The organism is Klebsiella sp. JB_Kp004 (assembly GCF_040065795.1).
In the GTDB taxonomy this organism is placed as follows: domain Bacteria; phylum Pseudomonadota; class Gammaproteobacteria; order Enterobacterales; family Enterobacteriaceae; genus Klebsiella; species Klebsiella quasipneumoniae.
Map to the genome: position 1 here is coordinate 96276 of NZ_JBEAKW010000046.1, position 19909 is coordinate 116184.

The 19909-nt window shown below is 59.9% G+C and carries 16 protein-coding genes; 7 read left to right on the forward strand and 9 right to left on the reverse strand.

Annotated features, from left to right (window positions below; all coding sequences use genetic code 11):
* Window positions 1-65 precede the first annotated feature (65 nt).
* The 3 genes from ABLX76_RS20780 to mdcH are packed head-to-tail and all read left to right on the forward strand — an operon-like array spanning window position 66 to window position 2548.
* Window positions 66-1025, forward strand: coding sequence for an AEC family transporter (locus ABLX76_RS20780; protein ID WP_065812480.1), 960 nt, complete (start codon window positions 66-68; stop codon window positions 1023-1025).
* 3 nt (window positions 1026-1028) lie between these two features.
* Window positions 1029-1646, forward strand: a complete 618-nt coding sequence (locus ABLX76_RS20785; RefSeq protein ID WP_065882294.1) for a malonate decarboxylase holo-ACP synthase — start codon at window positions 1029-1031, stop codon at window positions 1644-1646.
* Window positions 1646-2548, forward strand: a complete 903-nt coding sequence (mdcH, locus tag ABLX76_RS20790) for a malonate decarboxylase subunit epsilon (RefSeq protein ID WP_348875265.1) — start codon at window positions 1646-1648, stop codon at window positions 2546-2548. Before ABLX76_RS20785 ends, mdcH begins: the two co-directional genes overlap by 1 nt.
* Here the strand turns inward: mdcH and ABLX76_RS20795 are convergent.
* The 4 genes from ABLX76_RS20795 to ABLX76_RS20810 form a co-directional block, all read right to left on the reverse strand.
* Window positions 2538-3464 (reverse strand): LysR substrate-binding domain-containing protein, encoded by a 927-nt coding sequence (locus ABLX76_RS20795; RefSeq protein ID WP_023289529.1) that lies wholly within the window; start codon window positions 3462-3464, stop codon window positions 2538-2540. The genes mdcH and ABLX76_RS20795 overlap by 11 nt on opposite strands.
* Window positions 3465-3621: 157 nt before the next feature.
* Window positions 3622-5232, reverse strand: a complete 1611-nt coding sequence (mqo, locus tag ABLX76_RS20800; RefSeq protein ID WP_236947715.1) for a malate dehydrogenase (quinone) — start codon at window positions 5230-5232, stop codon at window positions 3622-3624.
* 306 nt (window positions 5233-5538) lie between these two features.
* Complete coding sequence (locus tag ABLX76_RS20805; protein ID WP_023289527.1) at window positions 5539-6459, reverse strand: N-acetylmuramic acid 6-phosphate etherase; 921 nt, start codon at window positions 6457-6459, stop codon at window positions 5539-5541.
* Between the two features lie 199 nt (window positions 6460-6658).
* Window positions 6659-6979, reverse strand: a complete 321-nt coding sequence (locus ABLX76_RS20810; protein ID WP_065882290.1) for a hypothetical protein — start codon at window positions 6977-6979, stop codon at window positions 6659-6661.
* A 155-nt stretch (window positions 6980-7134) separates the two neighbouring features.
* On the opposite strand from ABLX76_RS20810, the gene ABLX76_RS20815 reads away from it, so the two are divergent.
* Both ABLX76_RS20815 and dcuR read left to right on the forward strand, forming a co-directional pair.
* On the forward strand, window positions 7135-8751 hold the full coding sequence (locus ABLX76_RS20815; RefSeq protein ID WP_086076207.1) for a sensor histidine kinase: 1617 nt from the start codon (window positions 7135-7137) through the stop codon (window positions 8749-8751).
* A complete protein-coding gene (gene dcuR / locus ABLX76_RS20820) occupies window positions 8748-9467 on the forward strand; it encodes a two-component system response regulator DcuR (protein WP_023289524.1) in 720 nt (239 codons plus the stop codon). The genes ABLX76_RS20815 and dcuR overlap by 4 nt, the downstream gene beginning before the upstream one ends.
* Here the strand turns inward: dcuR and ABLX76_RS20825 are convergent.
* Both ABLX76_RS20825 and ABLX76_RS20830 read right to left on the reverse strand, forming a co-directional pair.
* Window positions 9448-10398 carry an FAD:protein FMN transferase gene (locus ABLX76_RS20825; protein WP_023289523.1) on the reverse strand — a complete coding sequence of 317 codons (951 nt, stop codon included), beginning with the start codon at window positions 10396-10398 and terminating at the stop codon, window positions 9448-9450. The two genes, dcuR and ABLX76_RS20825, sit on opposite strands and share 20 nt — an antisense overlap.
* Before the next feature lie 65 nt (window positions 10399-10463).
* Window positions 10464-13241, reverse strand: coding sequence for a flavocytochrome c (locus ABLX76_RS20830; protein WP_348875222.1), 2778 nt, complete (start codon window positions 13239-13241; stop codon window positions 10464-10466).
* A 641-nt stretch (window positions 13242-13882) separates the two neighbouring features.
* Here ABLX76_RS20830 and ABLX76_RS20835 point away from each other — a divergent pair.
* Together ABLX76_RS20835 and fumA are read left to right on the forward strand one after the other, a co-directional pair.
* Window positions 13883-15394 (forward strand): anion permease, encoded by a 1512-nt coding sequence (locus ABLX76_RS20835; protein WP_049092623.1) that lies wholly within the window; start codon window positions 13883-13885, stop codon window positions 15392-15394.
* Between the two features lie 53 nt (window positions 15395-15447).
* Window positions 15448-17100: a class I fumarate hydratase FumA gene (gene fumA / locus ABLX76_RS20840; RefSeq protein WP_348875223.1), complete on the forward strand. Its 1653-nt coding sequence runs from the start codon at window positions 15448-15450 to the stop codon at window positions 17098-17100.
* Between the two features lie 313 nt (window positions 17101-17413).
* On the opposite strand, the gene pcaC is transcribed toward fumA, so the two are convergent.
* The 3 genes from pcaC to ABLX76_RS20855 are packed head-to-tail and all read right to left on the reverse strand — an operon-like array spanning window position 17414 to window position 19902.
* Entirely contained in the window at window positions 17414-17803 is a 390-nt protein-coding gene (gene pcaC / locus ABLX76_RS20845; RefSeq protein WP_023289519.1) for a 4-carboxymuconolactone decarboxylase, read from the reverse strand.
* Window positions 17793-18560, reverse strand: coding sequence for a 3-oxoadipate enol-lactonase (gene pcaD, locus ABLX76_RS20850; RefSeq protein WP_080901503.1), 768 nt, complete (start codon window positions 18558-18560; stop codon window positions 17793-17795). The genes pcaC and pcaD overlap by 11 nt, the downstream gene beginning before the upstream one ends.
* On the reverse strand, window positions 18550-19902 hold the full coding sequence (locus tag ABLX76_RS20855) for a 3-carboxy-cis,cis-muconate cycloisomerase (protein WP_065882276.1): 1353 nt from the start codon (window positions 19900-19902) through the stop codon (window positions 18550-18552). The genes pcaD and ABLX76_RS20855 overlap by 11 nt, the downstream gene beginning before the upstream one ends.
* Window positions 19903-19909 lie beyond the last annotated feature (7 nt).

Sequence of the window (19909 nt, forward strand, 5' to 3'; positions counted from 1 at the left end):
GGTAGGGACGGCTTTTAGAAAAAATAACAATCGCGCCAGTACTCTATTTTATTTACAGGTGATTTATGACTTATGTGATTATTCATGCTCTTGCCCCGATTTTCGTCATTATGCTGCTGGGCTTCTGGGCCGGTAAGGCCGGGATGGTAGATAACAAAAATGTCTCCCTGCTCAATATCTTTGTAATGGATTTTGCCTTACCCGCTACGCTGTTCAGCGCCACGGTGCAAACTCCGTGGGCCGGTATCGTCGCCCAGTCGCCGCTGGTGCTGGCGCTTACTGGCGCGATGTGGATCACCTACGCCGGGATTTACTTCCTCGCCACCAGCGTCTTCAAACGCACCCCGCAGGATGCCGCGGTGCTGACCCTCACCGTCGCCCTGCCGAACTATGCCGCGCTGGGCCTGCCGATCCTCGGCAGCGTGCTCGGCGAAGGCGCATCGACTTCGCTGTCGGTGGCGGTCTCTATCGCCTGCGGTTCGGTACTGATGACCCCCTTCTGCCTGCTGATTCTGGAACGTGAAAAAGCCCGCGCCGCGGGGGAAACCACCGGTTCTACGCTGGCGATGCTGCCGGTGCTGATGTGGCGTTCGGTGAAAAAGCCGATCGTCTGGGGCCCGCTGCTCGGGGTGGTGCTTTCCGCTATCGGCATTAAAATGCCGGACCTGCTGCTGGCCGCCATCAAACCGCTGGGCCTGGCCGCCACCGCCGCGGCGCTGTTCCTCACCGGGGTGATCCTCTCGGCGCGTAAACTGCAGCTCAATGCGCTGATCGCCACCTCCACCATCGTGAAACTGCTGGTACAGCCGTTTATCGCCTGGGGTCTGGTGATGCTGCTGGGTCTGCACGGCGCCATCGCCATCACCGCGATCCTGATGATTGCCCTGGCCGCCGGCTTCTTCGGCGTGGTCTTCGGCAACCGCTTCGGCGTACAGTCCCCGGATGCTGAAGCCGTGCTGCTGTTGAGCTCGGTTCTGTGTATCCTGTCGCTACCGCTGTTTATCTCTTTGACTTCAGGACTGTAAACCATGTCATCAACACCGCGTCCCCACGATTTAGTGTGGTTAAACCACGCCAGCGCCCTGGAAGATGTTGTCGAGCCGTGGGTGGCGCAGCAGTGGCGAGCCGCGCTGCCGGTGGTGGTGAGGCGCGATGTTGACGGCCAGGCCCGCATCCCGGTTGGGGTGCGGGGCATGAAGCGCGAACAGCGCGCCGCCGGCTGGGTACAGGCGCACAATATCGTGCGCAGCGTCACCCCGGAGATGCTGGTGGAGCGCGAGCGCCTGCTGGGCTCCCCTTTTGTTTCGCAGCCGCCGGTCCAGGCGGCCATCGCCCTGACGCTGGGCGACTGGCCCTGGCGCTGGGGCGTCACCGGCAGCACCGGCTACGCGCTGGCGACCGAAATCCCGGTACTCCATGCGGCAAGCGATCTGGATCTACTGATCCGCGCCCCGCAGCCGCTGGCCCGCGAGGCGCTGCTGGATTGGCAGTCCCGGGTGGCCCAGCTCCCGTGCCGCGCCGATACCCAGGTCGAAACGCCATACGGCGCCTTCGCCCTCAATGAGTGGCTACGCGATGGGCGAGCGCTGCTGAAAACGTCCCGCGGCGCGCGCTTAACCGCTGCGCCGTGGCGCAGGGAGGAATGATGAAGATTTTGTTTACTTTTCCCGGACAGGGTGCCCAGCGTCCCGGCATGCTGGCGGCTATCCCCGACCGCGAAGCGATCCTCAGCCAGGCGCGCGCCGTGCTGGGGAATGAAGTCGAGGCCCTAGATAGCGCCGGATCGCTAAAACATACCCGTGCAGTCCAGCTCTGCCTGCTGATCGCCGGGGTAGCCTGGGCGCGCGAGCTACAGCGCCAGGGCGTCAATCCGCAGATTGTCAGCGGCCTGTCCATCGGCGCCTTTCCCGCAGCGGTGATTGCCGGCGCGCTCGATTTCGCCAGCGCGCTGCGCCTGGTGGCCCTGCGCGGCGATCTTATGGAGCAGGCCTATCCCGACGGTTACGGGCTGACGGCGATCATGGGCCTGACCCGCCCGCGGGTTGAGGCGCTGATGCAGGGTCACGAGGTCTATCTTGCCAACCTGAACGCCGAAACGCAGATCGTGATCGCCGGACACGATGAAGCCATGGCCGAGGTGGCGCAGCTGGCGCTGCAGGCGGGCGCCAGTAAGGCGCAGCGGCTGGCGGTCAGCGTCCCGTCGCACTGCGCGCTGCTGGATAAACCCGCCGCCGCGCTGGCAACAGCCTTTGCCGACGTGACCTTAACGCGCCCGCAGTGCGCCTATTTAAGCGGCTCGACGGCGCGCGTGCTGTGGGATCCACAGCGGATCGCCGACGATCTGGCGATGAACATGGCGCGCACCGTCCACTGGCAGGAGGCGATGATCGCCGCCGATGAGCGCGACGCGCGCTTAGCCATTGAGATGCCCCCCGGCGGGGTATTGACCTACCTGACCCGCCAGGCGGGCTGGCGCGGGGAGACCCTCTCGCTGGAACGCAGCGGCGTGGACGTCGCCCGCCATCTGGCGCAGCGGCTTAGCGATTAAGGCTCCGGGCGTACATTCTCCCTTCCGCCGCCAGCGCCAGCAGGTCGGCATCGCGTTCGCGATGGTGTGAATAGACAATCGAGATCAGCTGGCGCATCTGGTACGGTTCCGCCAGCTTTAACAGCTGTACATCTTTTTCATAGACTTTTTTCATCCGCCCCGGCAGCAGCGCAAACCCGACGCCCGCCTGCACCAGGCTAATCATCGAAAAGATGTCATTCACCCGGGTGACGATCGTCGGCTCGAAGCCAGCGATATGAAACGCTTCCCGGAACCCGGCATAGGTGGCGAACCCCTCCGCCAGCGAGACGAATTTCCGGTCGGCGTAATCGCGCAGGTCAGCAAGCTGTGTGCTATCCAGCTGCGCCGTCGCCGGGGCGGCGAGAAAGATATCGTCCTCAAACAGCGGCACCACGTCGAAAGCGGTATTGTTGAACTCCCCTTCATTGGTGGCGATCAGGATAGCGTCGAGAGCGTCGTCTTCCAGCATATCCAGCAGCATCTGGTTAGAGCCCATGGTCAAATCCAGCTCCAGCTCCGGGCGACGCAGCTTCATACCCATGATAATGCGCGGGACGGTTTCCAGGGTCAGGGAATAGAGGGTGCCGATGCGCAGCCGCCCCTGGCCGACGCCGGCGACTTTGCGCGTCGCCTCAAGGCCGCGGCTCATCAGACTCATCACATCCTGACAATATTCCAGCAGCGTCCACGCCGCCTGCAGCGGCAGCAGATTGCGCCCTTTATGGACAAACAGCGGGCAGCCCACCCCCTCTTCCAGGGTATGCAGCGCGCGGTGAACGCTGACGCTGCTAAGCTTCATCGCTTCGGCGGTTCTGGCGATATTGCCCTTCGCCATAAACATCATAAAGACCGACAGCTTGCGGAAGGTGATCTCCTGGTTGATATCGTCTTGCATAGCCCTTCCACACTCCTGATTTGCTTTTCTTTTTTCAATTCAAATCAGTATATCGTTTATGACGGCAAAGTTGCAGGCAGAGAGCGGCTTAGGCCGGCAAGGAACGCAAAAAAGGGAAGACCGTGGTCTTCCCTTTTGTTCTCTATCGAGTTTGCTTTTACAGCGCCATATCGTGCTGCGGCGAGGCGTCGCGCTGCGGCTCAGCCGGCTTCGCGGTCGCGGTGGGCGCAGCCGCTGGCATCTGGATCACCGGCGGTTTCGTCAGCTGCAGGGTCGCGGCGGTATCATCCCAAACCTGCTGGGTCAGCGCCACGTTACCGTTCAGCTTCTGGCCGTAGCTCGGCACGATCTGGTGGATACGGGTCTGCCACTCCGGCGAGTTAAACTGCGTCGGGAACATCTGCTTGAGCACATTGAGGGTGATCGGCGCAGCGGTGGAAGCCCCTGGCGACGCGCCGAGCAGCGCGGAAATGGTTTTCTGCTGATCGACCACCACTTCGGTGCCCAGTTTCAGCACGCCGCCCTTCTCTGCGTCTTTCTTAATGATCTGCACGCGCTGGCCGGCCTGGATCAGCTTCCAGTCCTCTTTACGCGCGTCCGGGTAGTACTCTTTCAGCGCGGCGAAGCGGTCATCATCGCTGAGCATCACCTGGCTGACGAGATATTTCACCAGGTCGAAGTTATCGAGTCCGACGTGGGTCATCGGCAGCACGTTGTCAGTGGTGGTGGTGCTCAACAGGTCGAAGAAGGAACCGTTTTTCAGGAACTTGGTCGAGAAGGTGGCGAACGGCCCAAACAGCACCACGCGCTTGCCATCCAGGTAGCGGGCGTCAAGGTGCGGTACCGACATCGGCGGCGCGCCGACCGAAGCCTGGCCATACACTTTCTCGAGGTGCTGCGCGGTGACCGCCGGGTTCTCGGTCATCAGGAACGAACCGCCCACCGGGAAGCCAGCATAGTTGTCCGCTTCCGGAATACCGGTTTTCTGCAGCAGCTTCAGCGCGCCGCCGCCGGCGCCGATAAAGACGTATTTCGCGTCAATAGTCTGCGCTTCCCCGCTCTGCACGTTCTTAATGGTCACGTGCCAGGAGTTATCGGCATTGCGTTTGAAATCGGTGACCTCAGAGGAGGTTTGCAGGGTGAAATGGCTGTTTTTCTTCAGGCTGCCGATCAGCTGCCGGGTAATTTCGCCGTAGTTCACGTCGGTACCGACCGGCGTCCAGGTGGCAGCCACTTTTTGCTGCGGATCGCGGCCTTCCATCACCAACGGCGCCCACTGTTTAATTTGCGCGTGATCGGTGGAGAATTTCATTCCCTGGAATAAGGTGGTCTGCTGCAGCGCGTTATAACGCTTTTGCAGATAATCAACATTATCGCCCCAGACGAAACTCATATGCGGCGTGGAATTAATAAAGGAGTGCGGATCGTGCAAAATACCGCGCTTCACCTGTGCCGACCAGAACTGACGGGAGATCATAAACTGTTCGTTAATATCCAGCGCTTTGCTGACGTCAATCGATCCGTCGGCCCGCTCCGGCGTATAGTTCAGCTCCATATTCGCCGAGTGGCCGGTACCGGCGTTATTCCAGCCGTTGGAAGATTCCAGGGCCACGCCGTCCAGTTTCTCCACCATCGTCAGGTCCCAGTCCGGCTGCAGCGCCTGCAGCCACGTGCCAAGCGAGGCGCTCATGATCCCGCCGCCAATCAGCAGGAAGTCAGTTTTTTTAGAGGTATCCGCTTCAGCATGCGTCGCCGCGCTGACGAACATCGCTAATGCGGTAAAGGAAATAATCGTTTTTTTCATTGCAGGCATAATAGAATTATCACGTAGCACACGGTAATAAGAGGCAGCATATTAACGCACTTTTACTTTATTTTAAAATATCATTTACACTCTCGCATTTTTAATCAAATAATTATTTAACTTAAAAAATCAGAACGACGCAAAAATAAAAGTCGCCGTAAAATTATCGCTGAAAATTCAGCGCGATTGCCGGGGAAAATAGAAAAGAGGGGTTTCTTTAGTTAATAAAGTCCAGACGCGCACACCGTTGGTGCGCGCCTGGCGACAGGCTTAATGGGCGGGAGTGACAGCGCTGCGCTGGGCTTCGCGCAGGGCAAGACGCAGATGATCGTGATGTTTGGTCAGCAGCTCCCGCGCGTGCCAGGCGTCCAGCCCGCTGAGCAGCATCAGGATCGCGGTGCGGCAATGGTGGTGGCAGCTGGTCAGCGCGGCTTTTGCTTCGCTGCGCGTGCAGTCGGTGGCCGCCATGACAATCGCCACCTGCCGCTCCGCCCAGTGCGGAGTGTCAGCCTGCAGATCCACCCGCAGGTTGCTGTACACCCGGCCGTCACGGATAGCGAGGCCCGTCGACACCATGTTAAGGATCTGCCGCTGGGCCAGCCGGGCCTTCGGATTGGTCAAGCCCGCCACCGCTTCCGGCCCGGTCTGCGGAGCAATAACAATATCCGCCAGCTGCGCCGCCTCGCTGGCCGCCTGCTGGGTCACCACCGCGATCGGGGCCCCCAGCGACCAGGCGTGGCGCATCGCCCCCCAGACCCACGGGGTCTTGCCGCTAACGGTCAGCGCCAGCAGCATATCGTGGCTGGAAAAGTCCAGCGACTGCAGCTCGAAGGCGCCAAGATCGTAATTATTCGCCGCCGTCTCCCGCTCGGCCATCGCCGCCGTCTGGCCACCGGCAATCAGCCCCACCAGCGCGTGTTTGCCTTCCGGAGAGTAGTCGCTGACCGCCTGGACTGCCGTGCGGCCTGATTCCCCAGCGCCGATAATGACCAGACGCCCTCCCCGGCTCATTGTCGCGGTGGCGATATCAATCAACCGGGCGATATCCGGCAGACAGGCGCCGACCGCCTCCGATATCTGCTTATCATCCTGATGCAGCATCGCCAGCATGTCGGCGGTGGCGAGGCGATCGATGTGGGTGGTATCCGGGTGACGACGTGCCTGCATTGACGCGGTTAGCGAACTGCTCATAACAACCTCCATTTACGACAGAAAAAGCGCATCTCGGCGAAATCAGCGGCCTGATGCATATCCTTATATTCATCAGGACTATTTAACCTCTGTCGCCACTATAAGGGGAATCTTCCGCGCTTTACCGCCGTCGGGGTCACAGTTTACCGTCCCGATCGCCCGTTCACGGGCAATTGCCGATTATCTGAGCAATCCTGTATCAGGTCTTATCTTCGCCTTCCGCCTGCATGGCCAGCCAGAAGGATTGCTGACAGAGGTTATAAAATTGTTTGCGCATTGGCTTCACCTCCAGGCCGGCGCTGTCGATAACCAGCCAGTCGATCCAGCACTCCGGGCAGGAGGCGGCATCCTGTTGCGGAAGCTCGAGCTCGTAGCGGTGCTGGATCACCACCCCGCTGCGATGCCGCCAGCGCGCGATCTCCCACTCTGCTTCCGCTTCACGGTCCTGTTGACGATGCTGCGTCAGTCGTTCAACGTGCTGTTGCCGGAGGATATCCCGGACCAGAGATGCCAGTTCCATCATGTCTGCCTTAAGCCTGTGGCGAAAAGCGACAGTTTATCGTGGTCGGGCCGAGGCTACCGTAGCAAAAGCGGCCTTTTGCTTTGATTACACGGCTTTATGAATGCCGCGCTATCAGCGATAATAATCGTTCACTGAATCTATCCGGGATCGTCATGAAGGCATCAGAGCACCCGCCTCGCGTTCGTCAACGCGCCTTACCGCTAAAGCTGAGCACCGCCGTCTCCTTGATGATTGGCAGCGTGATCGGCGCCGTGCTGCTGCTGGTCTATGCCCTGTGGTATATGCAGATCAGCAATGCCACCCGCGACGGCCTGAAAGAGACCGCGCTGGCGGTGGCGCGTACCATGGCTGATATGCCGCAGGTGAAGCGCGGACTGGCGGCGCCGCCGCAGCAGCAGATTATTCAGCCGCTGGCGCAGGCCATCACCCGGCGCAACGACCTGCTGTACGCTATCGTCACCGATATGCACGGTATTCGCTATTCGCATCCGGACAGCTCAATTATTGGCAAACGCTTCATCGGCCACGATATCCAGCCGACGCTGCAGGGAAAAGAGAACGTGGCCATTAACCACGGGGTGCTGGCCCCGGCGCTGCGAGTGTTTACCCCGGTGTTCAACGACCAGCATCAGCAGATTGGCGTGGTGGTGGTCGGCATTTCGCTGAGTAAAGTGGACGAGCAGATCGCCAACAGCCGCTGGGACGTGCTGCTGACCATCCTGTTCAGCGCGCTGGTCTGCGCCATCGGCACCTGGAGCCTGGTGCGCGGCCTGAAGCGCGTCCTGCTGGGGCTGGAGCCGCACGAAATCTCCACTCAGTTTCAGCAGCGTCAGGCCATGCTTCACGCCCTCAAGGAGGGGGTGGTGGCCGTCGATGCCCATGGTGAGGTTAACCTGATCAATCCGGCGGCGCGCGAGATACTCTTTTCCGGGCCGGACAAGACCCTCGCGCATACCCCGCTGCTCGCCGACCTGCAGACGGTTTTGCATAGCGGCGAGCCGATGTACGACCGCGAGCTGGGGTGCAATGGCCTGTTGCTCATCAGCAACACGGTGCCTATCCGCAGCCAGGAGGCGGTGGTCGGCGCCATCTGTACCTTCCGCGATAAGACCGAAGTCAGCCAGCTGCTGCAGCGGCTGGACGGCATGATGAGCTATGTGGATGCCCTGCGCACCACCTCTCATGAGTTCATGAACAAACTGCACGTGATCCTCGGCCTGCTGAATATGAAAAGCTATGGCAAACTCGAGGAGTACGTGCTGCAGACCGCCCACCGCTACCAGGCGGACATCGGCGATATTCAGCACCGCATTAAATCCCCGGTGGTGGCCGGCTTTCTGATAAGTAAAATGCAGCGCGCCACCGAGTGCGGCTTTACCCTTAAGCTGGCGGAAGAGAGCCTGGTGCCGGATTGCCCGAATGAGAAGCAGGTCACCGTGCTGGTGACGGTGCTGGGCAACCTTATCGAGAACGCGCTGGACGCCATGAGCGGTCAGGCGGAGGGCGAAATCGGCCTGCTGCTGCACTATCAGGACGGCTGGCTAAGCGGTGAAGTGAGCGACGACGGGCCGGGGATCCCGGAAAACAACATCGACGCTATCTTTAACAAAGGCTTCTCCACCAAAGGCGAGAATCGCGGCGTCGGGCTGTTTCTCGCCAACCAGCAATTACGCGAGCTGGGCGGCACCCTCGCCGTCGAGTCGGAACCCGGCGTATTTACCCAATTTTTTGTTCATCTCCCCTGGGATAGTAAAAGGAAACGTGCGTGATAAATGTGTTGATTGTTGACGATGATGCCATGGTGGCCGAACTGAATCGCCTGTACGTGGCAAGGGTTCCCGGCTTTCGTTGCAGCGGGAGCGCCTCGACGCTCAGTCAAGCCCGGGAGATGATTAACGATCCGCAGCTGGAGATCGATCTGGTGCTGCTGGATGTCTATATGCAGCAGGACAGCGGGCTCGATCTGCTGCCGACTATCCGTAAATCGGGGCGCGCCATCGATGTCATCATGATCACCTCGGCGGCGGATGCCGCCACGGTGCAGACCGCCATGCATTACGGAGTGGTCGATTATCTGATTAAACCTTTCCAGTTTCCCCGTTTTGAAGAGGCGCTCACCACCTGGCGGGAGAAGCGCAAGCTGATAACCGGCCAACCCTATTACGAGCAGGCCGACGTTGACCGCCTGCTGCACGGCGGCGCGCCGGAGGCCAGCGACGCGCGCAAGCTGCCCAAGGGGCTCACCGCGCAAACACTGCGCACCCTGTGCCAGTGGATTGACGCTCACCCGGACGTTGAATTCTCTACCGATGAGCTGGCGGCGGCGGTGAATATCTCCCGCGTTTCTTGCCGCAAGTATCTGATCTGGCTGGCGCAGATCAATATTCTCTATACCACTATCCACTACGGCGCCACCGGGCGGCCGGTCTATCGCTACCGCCTGGTGGCCGAACAGTACAGTTTGCTTAAGCAGTACAGTCAGTAACGCGGTAGCCGCTGTCCAGCGACGCAAAGCGCAAGCGCTGCGGCGATGACAGTATAATGTCGCGATTTTTGGTGACGAAAATCGCGTCGATATCCTGCCGCTGACGCAACGCTGCGCAGCCTTTCTCGACGCCGAGGCCGAACAGCAGCGTGGTCCAGATATCGCCGTCTAAAGAATCGCTGGAAATCACCGTGACGCTGTCGAGTTCGTTGTCCAGCGGGTAACCGCTGCGCGGGTCGAGAATATGGTGCCAGCGCTTGCCGTCCTGCTCGAAATAACGTTCGTAGGTGCCCGAGGTGACTACCGACTGTCCGTTGACCGTCAGGGAGCCGATCAGCGCCTGCGCATCGGCAAACGGTTTTTTCAGGCCAATAGCCCATTCGCCGAGGGTATGCACATTGCCGCCGAGGTTGATCAGCGCCCTTTCCACCTGCTGCTGACGCAGATAATCACGCACCCGGTCAGCGATATAGCCTTTGGCGATCGCCCCAAGATCCAGCTCCATCCCCGGCTGCTGAAGAAACACGCTGCAGGTTGCCTCATCAAGGATCACCTCCTGCGGGCGGGTCAGCGCCAGCCGGGCCCTGATTTCGCCGGCGTCAGGCACGCTGTGTCCCTGAAAGCCAATCCGCCACAGCTTCACCAGCGGCCCAATCGCGAGGTTAAAGGCGCTGTCGCGCACCATGCTGGCGGCTTTGGCGCACTGAATGAGCTGAAAGACCGGGCGGCTGACGGTCACCGGGTGACGTCCGGCGGCGTGGTTGATATCCATCACCTGGGACTCGGCGCGGTTAACGGTAAGCAGATCTTCGTAGCGCTTGATTAACTGAAATACGCGGGAGGCCAGCGCCTCATCATGGGAGCAGAGTTTGAGCAGGATGGGAGAACCCATCAGAACGGCGGAGTAGCTATAGACGCGGTTATCAGACATCGGGCTCTCCTTAGTAGGGGTAAGCCGGGCGGCGACAGCGCCGGCCCGGCATCAACAATGGCGTGTTATCCTCTGGCGCGTTTCGCCGCCTGGTGGCCCGCGAGGGTGCCGAAGATGATGATATCCGCCACCGCGTTACCCCCGATACGGTTGCCGCCGTGGATCCCGCCAACCACCTCACCGGCGGCGTAGGCGCCGCGGATCGGCTGCCGGGCAACGTTCAGCACTTCGCCATCGGTGTTAATGGTCACGCCGCCCATGGTGTGGTGCACCCCCGGGGCGATACGAATGGCGTGGAACGGACCTTCGTTAATCGGCGCGCGCAGCGCGGTGGTCCGGCCAAACTGTTCATCATGCTGTTTTTCCACCGCCCCGTTGTAGCACTCGAGGGTGGCGAGGAAGGCATGGTAATCCATCCCCAGTTTCTCCGCCAGTTCACGCGGCGAGCTGGCGCTGGTGACGAAGCCTTTGGCGATGTACTCATCGGCGGCTTTGTTTTTCGCCCGTACATGTTCGTCAAAGACGATGTACGCATAGTGTTCCGGCAGGGCGATAATCGCCGCGGAGACTTTATCGCGGGTCTCCATTTCGTTGAAGAAGCGGTTACCCTGCTGGTTGACGAGGATCGCCCCACCGCCGCGAATCGACTCGGAAATCAGATAGGAGGTCTGCTGTTCAACGGTCGGGTGAATTTGAATTTCGCCCATATCCACCGTGTCGGCGCCGATACGCTCCAGCAGCGCGATACCGCTCCCGGTGGCCCCTTTGTGGTTGGTGGTGACGAAGCCTTCGAGGTCAGGACGATACTTCACCACCATCGCGCTGTTGGCGCTGAAGCCGCCGGTGGCCACCACAATGCTTTTGCTCTGGACTTCAATGATCTCGTTTTCGTCGTTGCTCAGACGCACGCCGCTGACTTCATCGCCGCTCATCAGGATCTCTTCCACCGAGGTATCCAGCAGGACGTCGATGCCGCGTTTGGTGATGTTGCGCACCAGGCCGCTAATCAGATAGCCGCCGACCGCTGACCCGTCGCGCGGACGGTGGGTGCGGTCAATGCTCATCCCGCCGGTGGTGGTGATATCGTTGAGCATAATGCCGCGGTCAGCCAGCCATTCAATGGCTTGCGGGGCATTCTCCACGAAGCGGCGCAGCAGCTGCGGGTTGTTTTTATTGTGCCCGCCTTTCAGGGTTTCCTGATAGAACAGCTCTTTGCTGTCCTGAATGCCTTTCACGCGCTGGAAGCGGGTCTCCGCGGCGTTCATCCCGGCGGAAGCCTTGATGGTATTCCCGCCAATGGTCGGCATTTTCTCGACGATCAGCACGCTGGCGCCTTCGTCGTGAGCCTGAATGGCGGCCGCCAGACCGGCGCCGCCGCTGCCGACCACCACCACATCATAGCTTTTCGGCGCGGCGTCATTGCCGCCCTCTTCCGCCGCCAGCGCTTTGCTCGATTTCAGCATCGCTTTGGCGACCGCTTTTTTCACCGCCTCGCTCTGGCTGGTGGCCCCGGAAATAGCGTCTACGTGCGGGGTATTGGCGGTCAGAATACGTTCGCGGATCTCTTCGAAGCTGGAGGTGAACTCCACGGTCTGCACCGGGCTCGCCGCCAGTTCGATATCGGCGATATGGTCATTTTCGAGGCTGACGTTGATCACCAGCTCATTGGCGTCATCCTGAACGGTTTCAACAAACATCCCCGGCTTAAATTTGGCGTCGCCCATGCTCATGTCGCGGATCATCGCTTCCACCAGCGAGAAGCGCCACAGCGGTTCCGGAATGTGCAGCGCCTCGCGCTGGGTGCTGTCGATAAACAGCTCCAGCTCTTCACCCGCGGCGATACGAGCCGCCCAGTCCGGATAGGCGATGCAGGCGCGGCCCACGGCGATCAGGTCATAGCCGTGATCGAGGCCCAGCTCGGCATCGGCGACGTTAACCACCCCGCCGACGCCCATCACCGGCACCTGAGCCAGAGTGTCAGAGCGCATGGCGCAGTATTTCTCAATCAGCGGCGTTGGGTCGCAGGTATCAACGATAGAGGGACGCAGAGTCGCGCCCACCGAGAAGTGCAGATAATCGACGCCGCGGGCGGCCAGTTTTTCCAGCAGATACATGGTGTCGTCGAAGCGGATCCCCGGGACCTCCATCTCTTCCGGCGAGAAGCGGTAACCGATGATAAAGGCATCGTCAGCGTACTGGCGGGCCATTTTATGGGTGATGTCGAGCACCGCCAGCGGGAAACGAGCGCGATTGTCGCGGCTACCGCCCCACTCATCGTCGCGCTGGTTGGAGTTCGGCGAATAGAACTGCTGAATGAGATAGGTGTTAGCCCCGTGAATTTCGACCCCGTCGAAACCGGCGAGGATAGCGCGACGGACCCCATCGCCAAACTTGGCGATCATGCCTTCCACTTCGTCTCCGCTCAGCGCCCGCGGCATCGCGGCGCCCTCACGCGGGGCGGCGATAGCGCTCGGCGCCACCGGCTGGCGACCGCCGATCAGCTGCGGGTCGACCATGCGGCCGCCGTGATAGATCTGCAGAATCGCTTTCGAACCTTCCGCTTTAATCGCTTCGGCGATTTTCGCCAGGCCGGCGATTTTTTCATCGTTATCGATACCGATAGCACCCGGGAAGGCCAGGCCGTAGTCATCAATAAAGCAGCACTCGACAATAATGGTGCCGATGCTGCCGGCGCGAGCGCGATAGTATTCCACCAGCTCGCTGGTGACAGTCCCATCGAAATAACCGGTGCAGGTGGTCATCGGCGCCATGAGCAAACGGTTTTTCAGCTCCGTACCATTTGGTAAAGTAAATGGCTGCAGAATTCGTTCGTTACTGGTCATAAGTTACGCTCCAGATTTTAAAATATTAAAAATTCAGAATGGGGTGACGGAATCATTAATGGTTGTGGTTTTTTAATTCCTGTTGTCATGCCAATAATATAACGGGTTTTTTAGTTACTAAATCAATTACGTTAGTTATAAAACTATTTAACCCCAGCAATAACATCGCTACCTCTATTGTATTATTAAAATAATAAATAGCATTTACATAATACAAATGAACGATAACATTTCAGATACTTACGTTAACATTCACAACAACCAAACTCGCGAACATTACAGTTATTATTCAGCAACTTACAAAACAAATGGAAAAAATTAGCATTAATTGCTTATTTTTATTTTAACATTTACCGATATTTTCGCCAAAATAACACCTCATCACATAGGGTTATACTGATAATAAAAAAATAGTGAAATCACCTGCTTTTCTTGATCTTGATCAATTGCAACGGCCATTGAAAGCGCAATATATAAATAACCAATAAATTTAATTTAACGCCCATCAAATCGCGTTAAATAATCGCCCCAACGATACTCAGAAACGCAAAATAAAAACTAAAGAAACTTTTGTAATTAAAGAAACCACTGAGCGCATCGCTGGCGTAAACGTTATTTTCAACAACTTGCAGATACTCATTATGAAAGAGAAAAAGACAACCATACCGCCTGCCGGTGCAGTCAATCCAACGACTGCGAATAAAAAACGTCTCCTGATGATGGCGCTGCCAATTATCGTTGCCGTGCTGTTACTCTTCGTCCCGGTCCCGGACGGCCTGCCGCCGTACGCCTGGCACTACTTCGCTATCTTCGTCGGGGTGATCGTCGGGTTGATTTTTGAACCACTGCCTGGCGCCGTTATCGGCATCACCGGCGTGGTGGTCATCGCCCTGTGCAGTCAGTGGCTGCTGTTCAGTCCGGAACAGATGGCCGCACCTGGCTTCAAAATGGCCGGCGCCTCCTTTAAGTGGGCGGTGAGCGGCTTCGGCAACTCCACCGTGTGGCTTATCTTCGGCGCCTTTATGTTCGCCGCCGGCTACGATAAAACCCAGTTCGGCCGCCGCCTGGCGCTGATTCTGGTGAAATATCTCGGCCGTCGCAGCCTGACGCTGGGCTACGCCATCACCTTCGCGGATCTGCTGCTGGCGCCGTTTACGCCGTCGAATACCGCGCGCAGCGGGGGCACCATCTACCCGATTATCGCCAACCTGCCGCCGCTGTACGGTTCAAAACCAAACGATCCGAGCGCGCGTAAAATCGGTTCCTATCTGATGTGGGTAGCGATCACTGCCGCCTGTATCACCAGCTCGATGTTCCTGTCGGCACTGGCGCCGAACCTGCTGGCGCTGGCGCTGGTAAAAAGCATCGTCGGTATCAACATCTCCTGGGGCACCTGGTTCATCGCCTTCCTGCCGCTTGGCGTACTGCTGATCCTGACCATGCCGCTGCTGGCCTACTGGTTCTACCCGCCGGAAGTGAAAGTCAATAACGAAGTGCCGCTGTGGGCCGCTCGTGAACTGGAAAAACTGGGCAAACTGTCGCGCAATGAGATCCTGCTGCTGGTGTTCGTCTGCTTCGCGCTGATGATGTGGATCTTCGCCGCCGACTGGATTGAACCGGCTCTGGCCGCCCTGCTGGTTATCGTGCTGATGCTGTGGACCGGCGTGCTCTCCTGGAGCGATATCACCAACAACAAAGCGGCGTGGAACACCTTTGTCTGGTTCGCCACCCTGGTGGCGCTGGCCGACGGCCTCTCCTCTACCGGCTTTATCGCCTGGCTGGGTAAAGAGGGCGGCGCGCTGATGAGCGGTATCTCCCCGGGGATGGCGACCATCGTCCTGCTGCTGGCGTTCTACCTGCTGCACTATCTGTTTGCCAGCACCACCGCGCACACTACCGCGCTGCTGCCGGCCATGCTGACCATCGCCGCCACCATCCCGGGGATGAATATGGAAGTGTTCGTTCTGCTGATGGTGACCTCGCTGGGCGTGATGGGGATCATCACCCCGTACGGTACCGGCCCAAGCCCGATCTACTACGGCAGCGGCTATCTGCCGACCAAAGATTACTGGCGCCTCGGCACCATCTTTGGCGCCATCTTCCTGGCCGCCCTGCTGCTGATTGGCTATCCGTGGATGTCCATGATGTTCTGATTCATAACCGCCGGGACCACCCCGGCGGTTTTATCTTTATGGAGTAAGTGATTATGTCGACTAAACCGTTTGTTTATCAGGATCCGTTCCCGCTGGCGCACGACGATACCGAATACTATCTGCTCAGCAAAGCGCACGTCTCCGTCGCCGAATTTGACGGCCAGGAAGTGCTGAAAGTGGAACCGCAGGCGCTGACCCTGCTGGCGCAGCAGGCCTTCCACGACGCCGCCTTTATGCTGCGCGTCTCCCATCAGCAGCAGGTCGCGTCGATTCTGCTCGACCCGGAGGCCAGCGATAACGATAAATATGTCGCCCTGCAGTTCCTGCGCAACTCGGAAATCGCCGCCAAAGGCATTCTGCCCACCTGCCAGGACACCGGCACCGCCATCATCATGGGTAAAAAAGGCCAGCGCGTCTGGACCGGCGGCGGCGACGAAGCCGCCCTGGCGCAGGGCGTGTACAACACCTATACCGAAGATAACCTGCGTTACTCGCAGAACGCCCCGCTGGATATGTATAAAGAGGTCAACACCGGCACCAACCTGCCGGCGCAGATCGATCTCTACAGCGTCGAGGGCGACGAATATAAATTCCTGTGCATGGCGAAAGGCGGCGGTTCCGCCAATAAAACCTATCTCTATCAGGAAACCAAAGCGCTGATCACCCCGGCGAAGCTGAAAAACTATCTGGTGGAGAAGATGCGTACCCTCGGCACGGCGGCCTGCCCGCCGTACCATATCGCCTTTGTCATCGGCGGCACCTCGGCGGAAGCGACGCTGAAAACCGTCAAGCTGGCCTCCACCCGCTACTACGACGGCCTGCCGATTGAAGGCAACGAGCACGGTCAGGCGTTCCGCGATGTGCAGCTTGAGCAGGAACTGCTGCAGGAAGCGCAAAACCTCGGCCTCGGCGCGCAGTTCGGCGGCAAATACTTCGCCCACGATATCCGGGTGATCCGCCTGCCGCGCCACGGCGCCTCCTGTCCGATCGGCATGGGCGTCTCCTGCTCCGCCGACCGCAACATCAAAGCCAAAATCAACCGCGACGGTATCTGGATTGAGAAACTGGAGAGCAATCCAGGAAAATATATCCCTGAACATCTGCGTCAGCAGGGCGAAGGCAAGGTGGTCAGCATCAACCTTAATCAGCCGATGAGCGAGATCCTGGCGCAACTGTCCGCCCATCCGGTTTCCACCCGCCTGAGTCTCAACGGCACTATTATCGTCGCCCGCGATATCGCCCACGCCAAGCTGAAAGAGCTTATCGATAATGGCGAGGAACTGCCGCAGTACGTGAAAGATCATCCGATCTACTACGCCGGCCCGGCCAAAACGCCTGCCGGTTACGCCTCCGGCTCCCTCGGCCCGACCACCGCAGGCCGCATGGACTCTTACGTCGATCTGCTGCAGTCCCATGGCGCGAGCATGGTGATGCTGGCGAAAGGCAACCGCAGCCAGCAGGTCACCGACGCCTGCCACAAACACGGCGGCTTCTACCTCGGCAGCATCGGCGGCCCGGCGGCGGTGCTGGCGCAACAGAGCATCAAGAGCCTTGAGTGCGTGGCGTATCCGGAACTGGGGATGGAGGCGATCTGGAAAATCGAAGTGGAAGATTTCCCGGCGTTTATTCTCGTCGATGATAAAGGTAACGATTTCTTCCAGCAGATCCAGAACAAGCAGTGCGCCGGCTGTAAACAGCACGGCTAACGCCCCCCTCTGGCGCTAACAGCAGGCCGTCGCCGTTCAGGTGACGGCTTTTTTTATGCCCGCGCCGCCCCAGCTTGAATTCACTTCCTGCCCGGCTATGCTCAACGACAAGTCGTCCCTTGAATGCTGAAAAATAACAATAATTCCCTTTCCCGGGTTGATGCTGACCCTCGGGTCGACCGGGACGATGCCCCAGCCGTCGCGCCGCAGGAGGGTAAGAAATAATGGATAACGTAGCGGCATTTCCGCCGGGTGGCGTCTGTTCCTTACCCGGCCGACAACGACTGCCGGGCAATTCGACCTGGACGACGACTCAACCCTGCGCGGCGTCAATGTCGTCAAACACCTGCTGCGCCAGATGCATCGTGGCATTGGCCGCCGGCAGTCCGCAGTACAGCGCAGAGTGCATGATCAACTCTTTCAGCTCATCGCGGGTCACCCCGTTGTTAAACGACGCGCGCAGATGCATCTTCAGCTCCGCCTCGCGATTGAGAGCAATCAGCATGGCAATGGTGATCATACTGCGGGTGTGGTGGTCGAGCCCCGGACGGGTCCAGGTCTCACCCCAGGCGTAGCGGGTGATAAAGTCCTGAAACTCTTCGTTCAACGGCGTCAGATGCTGCAGCGTACGGTCGACGTGGGCGTCGCCCAGTACTTTGCGCCGCACCGCCAACCCGTCCTGATAGCGCTGTTTATCCTCCATGGCGTTCTCCCTGGAAAAAGCTCAGCAGCGCTGAAGTAAAGCTTTTCGCCGCCTCAATGTTTGACAGATGCGATGCCGGCAGAACTACCACCTGGGAGGCGGGGATCTGCTGCTGCAGGAAATTAGCGTCACCGACCGTGGTGACAGGGTCACTTTCCCCGGCAATGATTAACGTCGGCAGCGGGATCTGCCCTACTTCGCCCCGCAGGTCGGCGGCGGCCAGCGCCTCACAGCAGGCGGCATAGCCTTCGGCGTCGGTATGGGTCAGCTGGTGACACAGGGCTTCCACCACCTCCGGCGCCTTCTGGCGAAACGCGTGGGTGAACCAGCGATCTGCCGCCCCGGCGGCCACCACCGCCATTCCCTCCTGGCGTACCGCCCGCGCCCGCGACAGCCAGCTGGCCTGATCGCCGATGCGCGCCGCGGTGTTCGCGACGGCAAGACCATAAAAACGCTCTGGCGCAAAGCGGCCCAGCCACAGACCGGTCAGACCGCCCATCGAGATCCCGCAGAACCAGGCGCGGTCGATATTCAGATGATCGAGCAGCGCAATCACATCTTCCCCCAGCTGGGCGAGGGTCACTTTGCCATTTTTCGTCGTTTTACCGTGGCCGTGGGTGTCGTAGCGCAGCACCCGGAAATGGGCGGTTAACGCCTCTATCTGCGGCTGCCACATCGCCCGGGTGGTACCCAGCGAGTTGGAGAGAACGATAACCGGCGCACCTTCCGGTCCGTCGAGTTGATAATCAAGATTCATCATGTTGCTCCTGATAACGCGCCAGCACCTGGCGCACAAAGCGTTCGGCGCTGCCGGTCGCCGTTGCCGGGTCCAGCAGCGTGGTTAAGCGTTCGCGGGAGAGATACTGACTAACCTGCGGGTCTGCCGCGAGCAGATCGACCAGCGGGCGGTGGCGGTCCAGCGCCTGACGGCACAGCACCTCAATATGATGGTGCGCCTCAGCTTTGCCGATGCATTCCGCCAGCGCCAGGGTCACCGCCTCAGCCATGATCAGCCCGTGGGTGATATCGAGGTCGGCGCGCATCTTTTGCGGGAAGACCTGCATGTCGCGCACCAGCGCCTCGCTTTGCGCCAGCGCCCCGCCCACCAGGGTAATCAGCTCTGGCAGGGTCTCCCACTCCGCCTGCCAGCCGCCCAGCGCCCGCTCGTGCTGCTGAATCTGGCAGGCGTAGAGGGTGGCCATCAGACCCGGGGTGCGCTGGGCGGCGGTCAGGATCGCCGCGCAGGCCACCGGATTGCGCTTATGCGGCATCGTCGACGAGCCGCCGCGCCCTTCCGCTACCGGCTCGCCCACCTCAGCCACTTCGGTCTGCATCAGCAGGGAGAAGTCGTTAGCGAATTTCCCCAGGGTGCCGCAGACGCCAGCGAACCAGGCGCCTGCCTCCAGCAGCCGATCGCGCTGGCTGTGCCACGGGGTATCCGGCAGCGACAGACCGAGGTTCTGCGCCAGCGCCTGGCCAACCGCCGGTCCTTGCGCTTTCAGCGCGTCCAGGGTCCCCGCGGCGCCGCCGAACTGCAGCACCAGCAGACGCGGACGCATCTCCCGCAGCCGCTGCTGCCAGCGCAGCAGCGCGTCGAGAGTGCCCGCCAGCTTCAGACCAAAGGTCACCGGCAGCGCATGCTGCATCCAGGTCCGGCCCGGCATCACGCTGTGGCAATGACGGTCGGCCTGCCCGGCGAGGGCCGCCAACAGTCGCTCAAGCAGTTGCTCGGCGGCATCCAGCGCCCCGCGCAGCTGGAGCACCAGCCCGGTGTCGATAGCATCCTGACTGGTGGCGCCCCAGTGAACGTAGCGCGCGGCGTTTGGATCCCGTGCTTTTACCTGGGCCGTCAGCTGTTTCACCAGCGGGATCGCCAGATTACCCGCCCCCACAGCCGCCTCGCCCAGGGCGGTAAAATCGATCGCCTCGTGGCGGCAGGCCGCGACAATCGGCCCGACCGCCGCCGCCGGCACCATCCCGCAGGCGGCCTGCGCCTGGGCCAGCGCCGCTTCAAAATCCAGCATGCCCTGCACCCGCTGCGCGTCGCTGAACCAGTCGGTGAGCGGACTGCTGCGCAGCATCGGGGTCAACAAACTCATTCTGGCT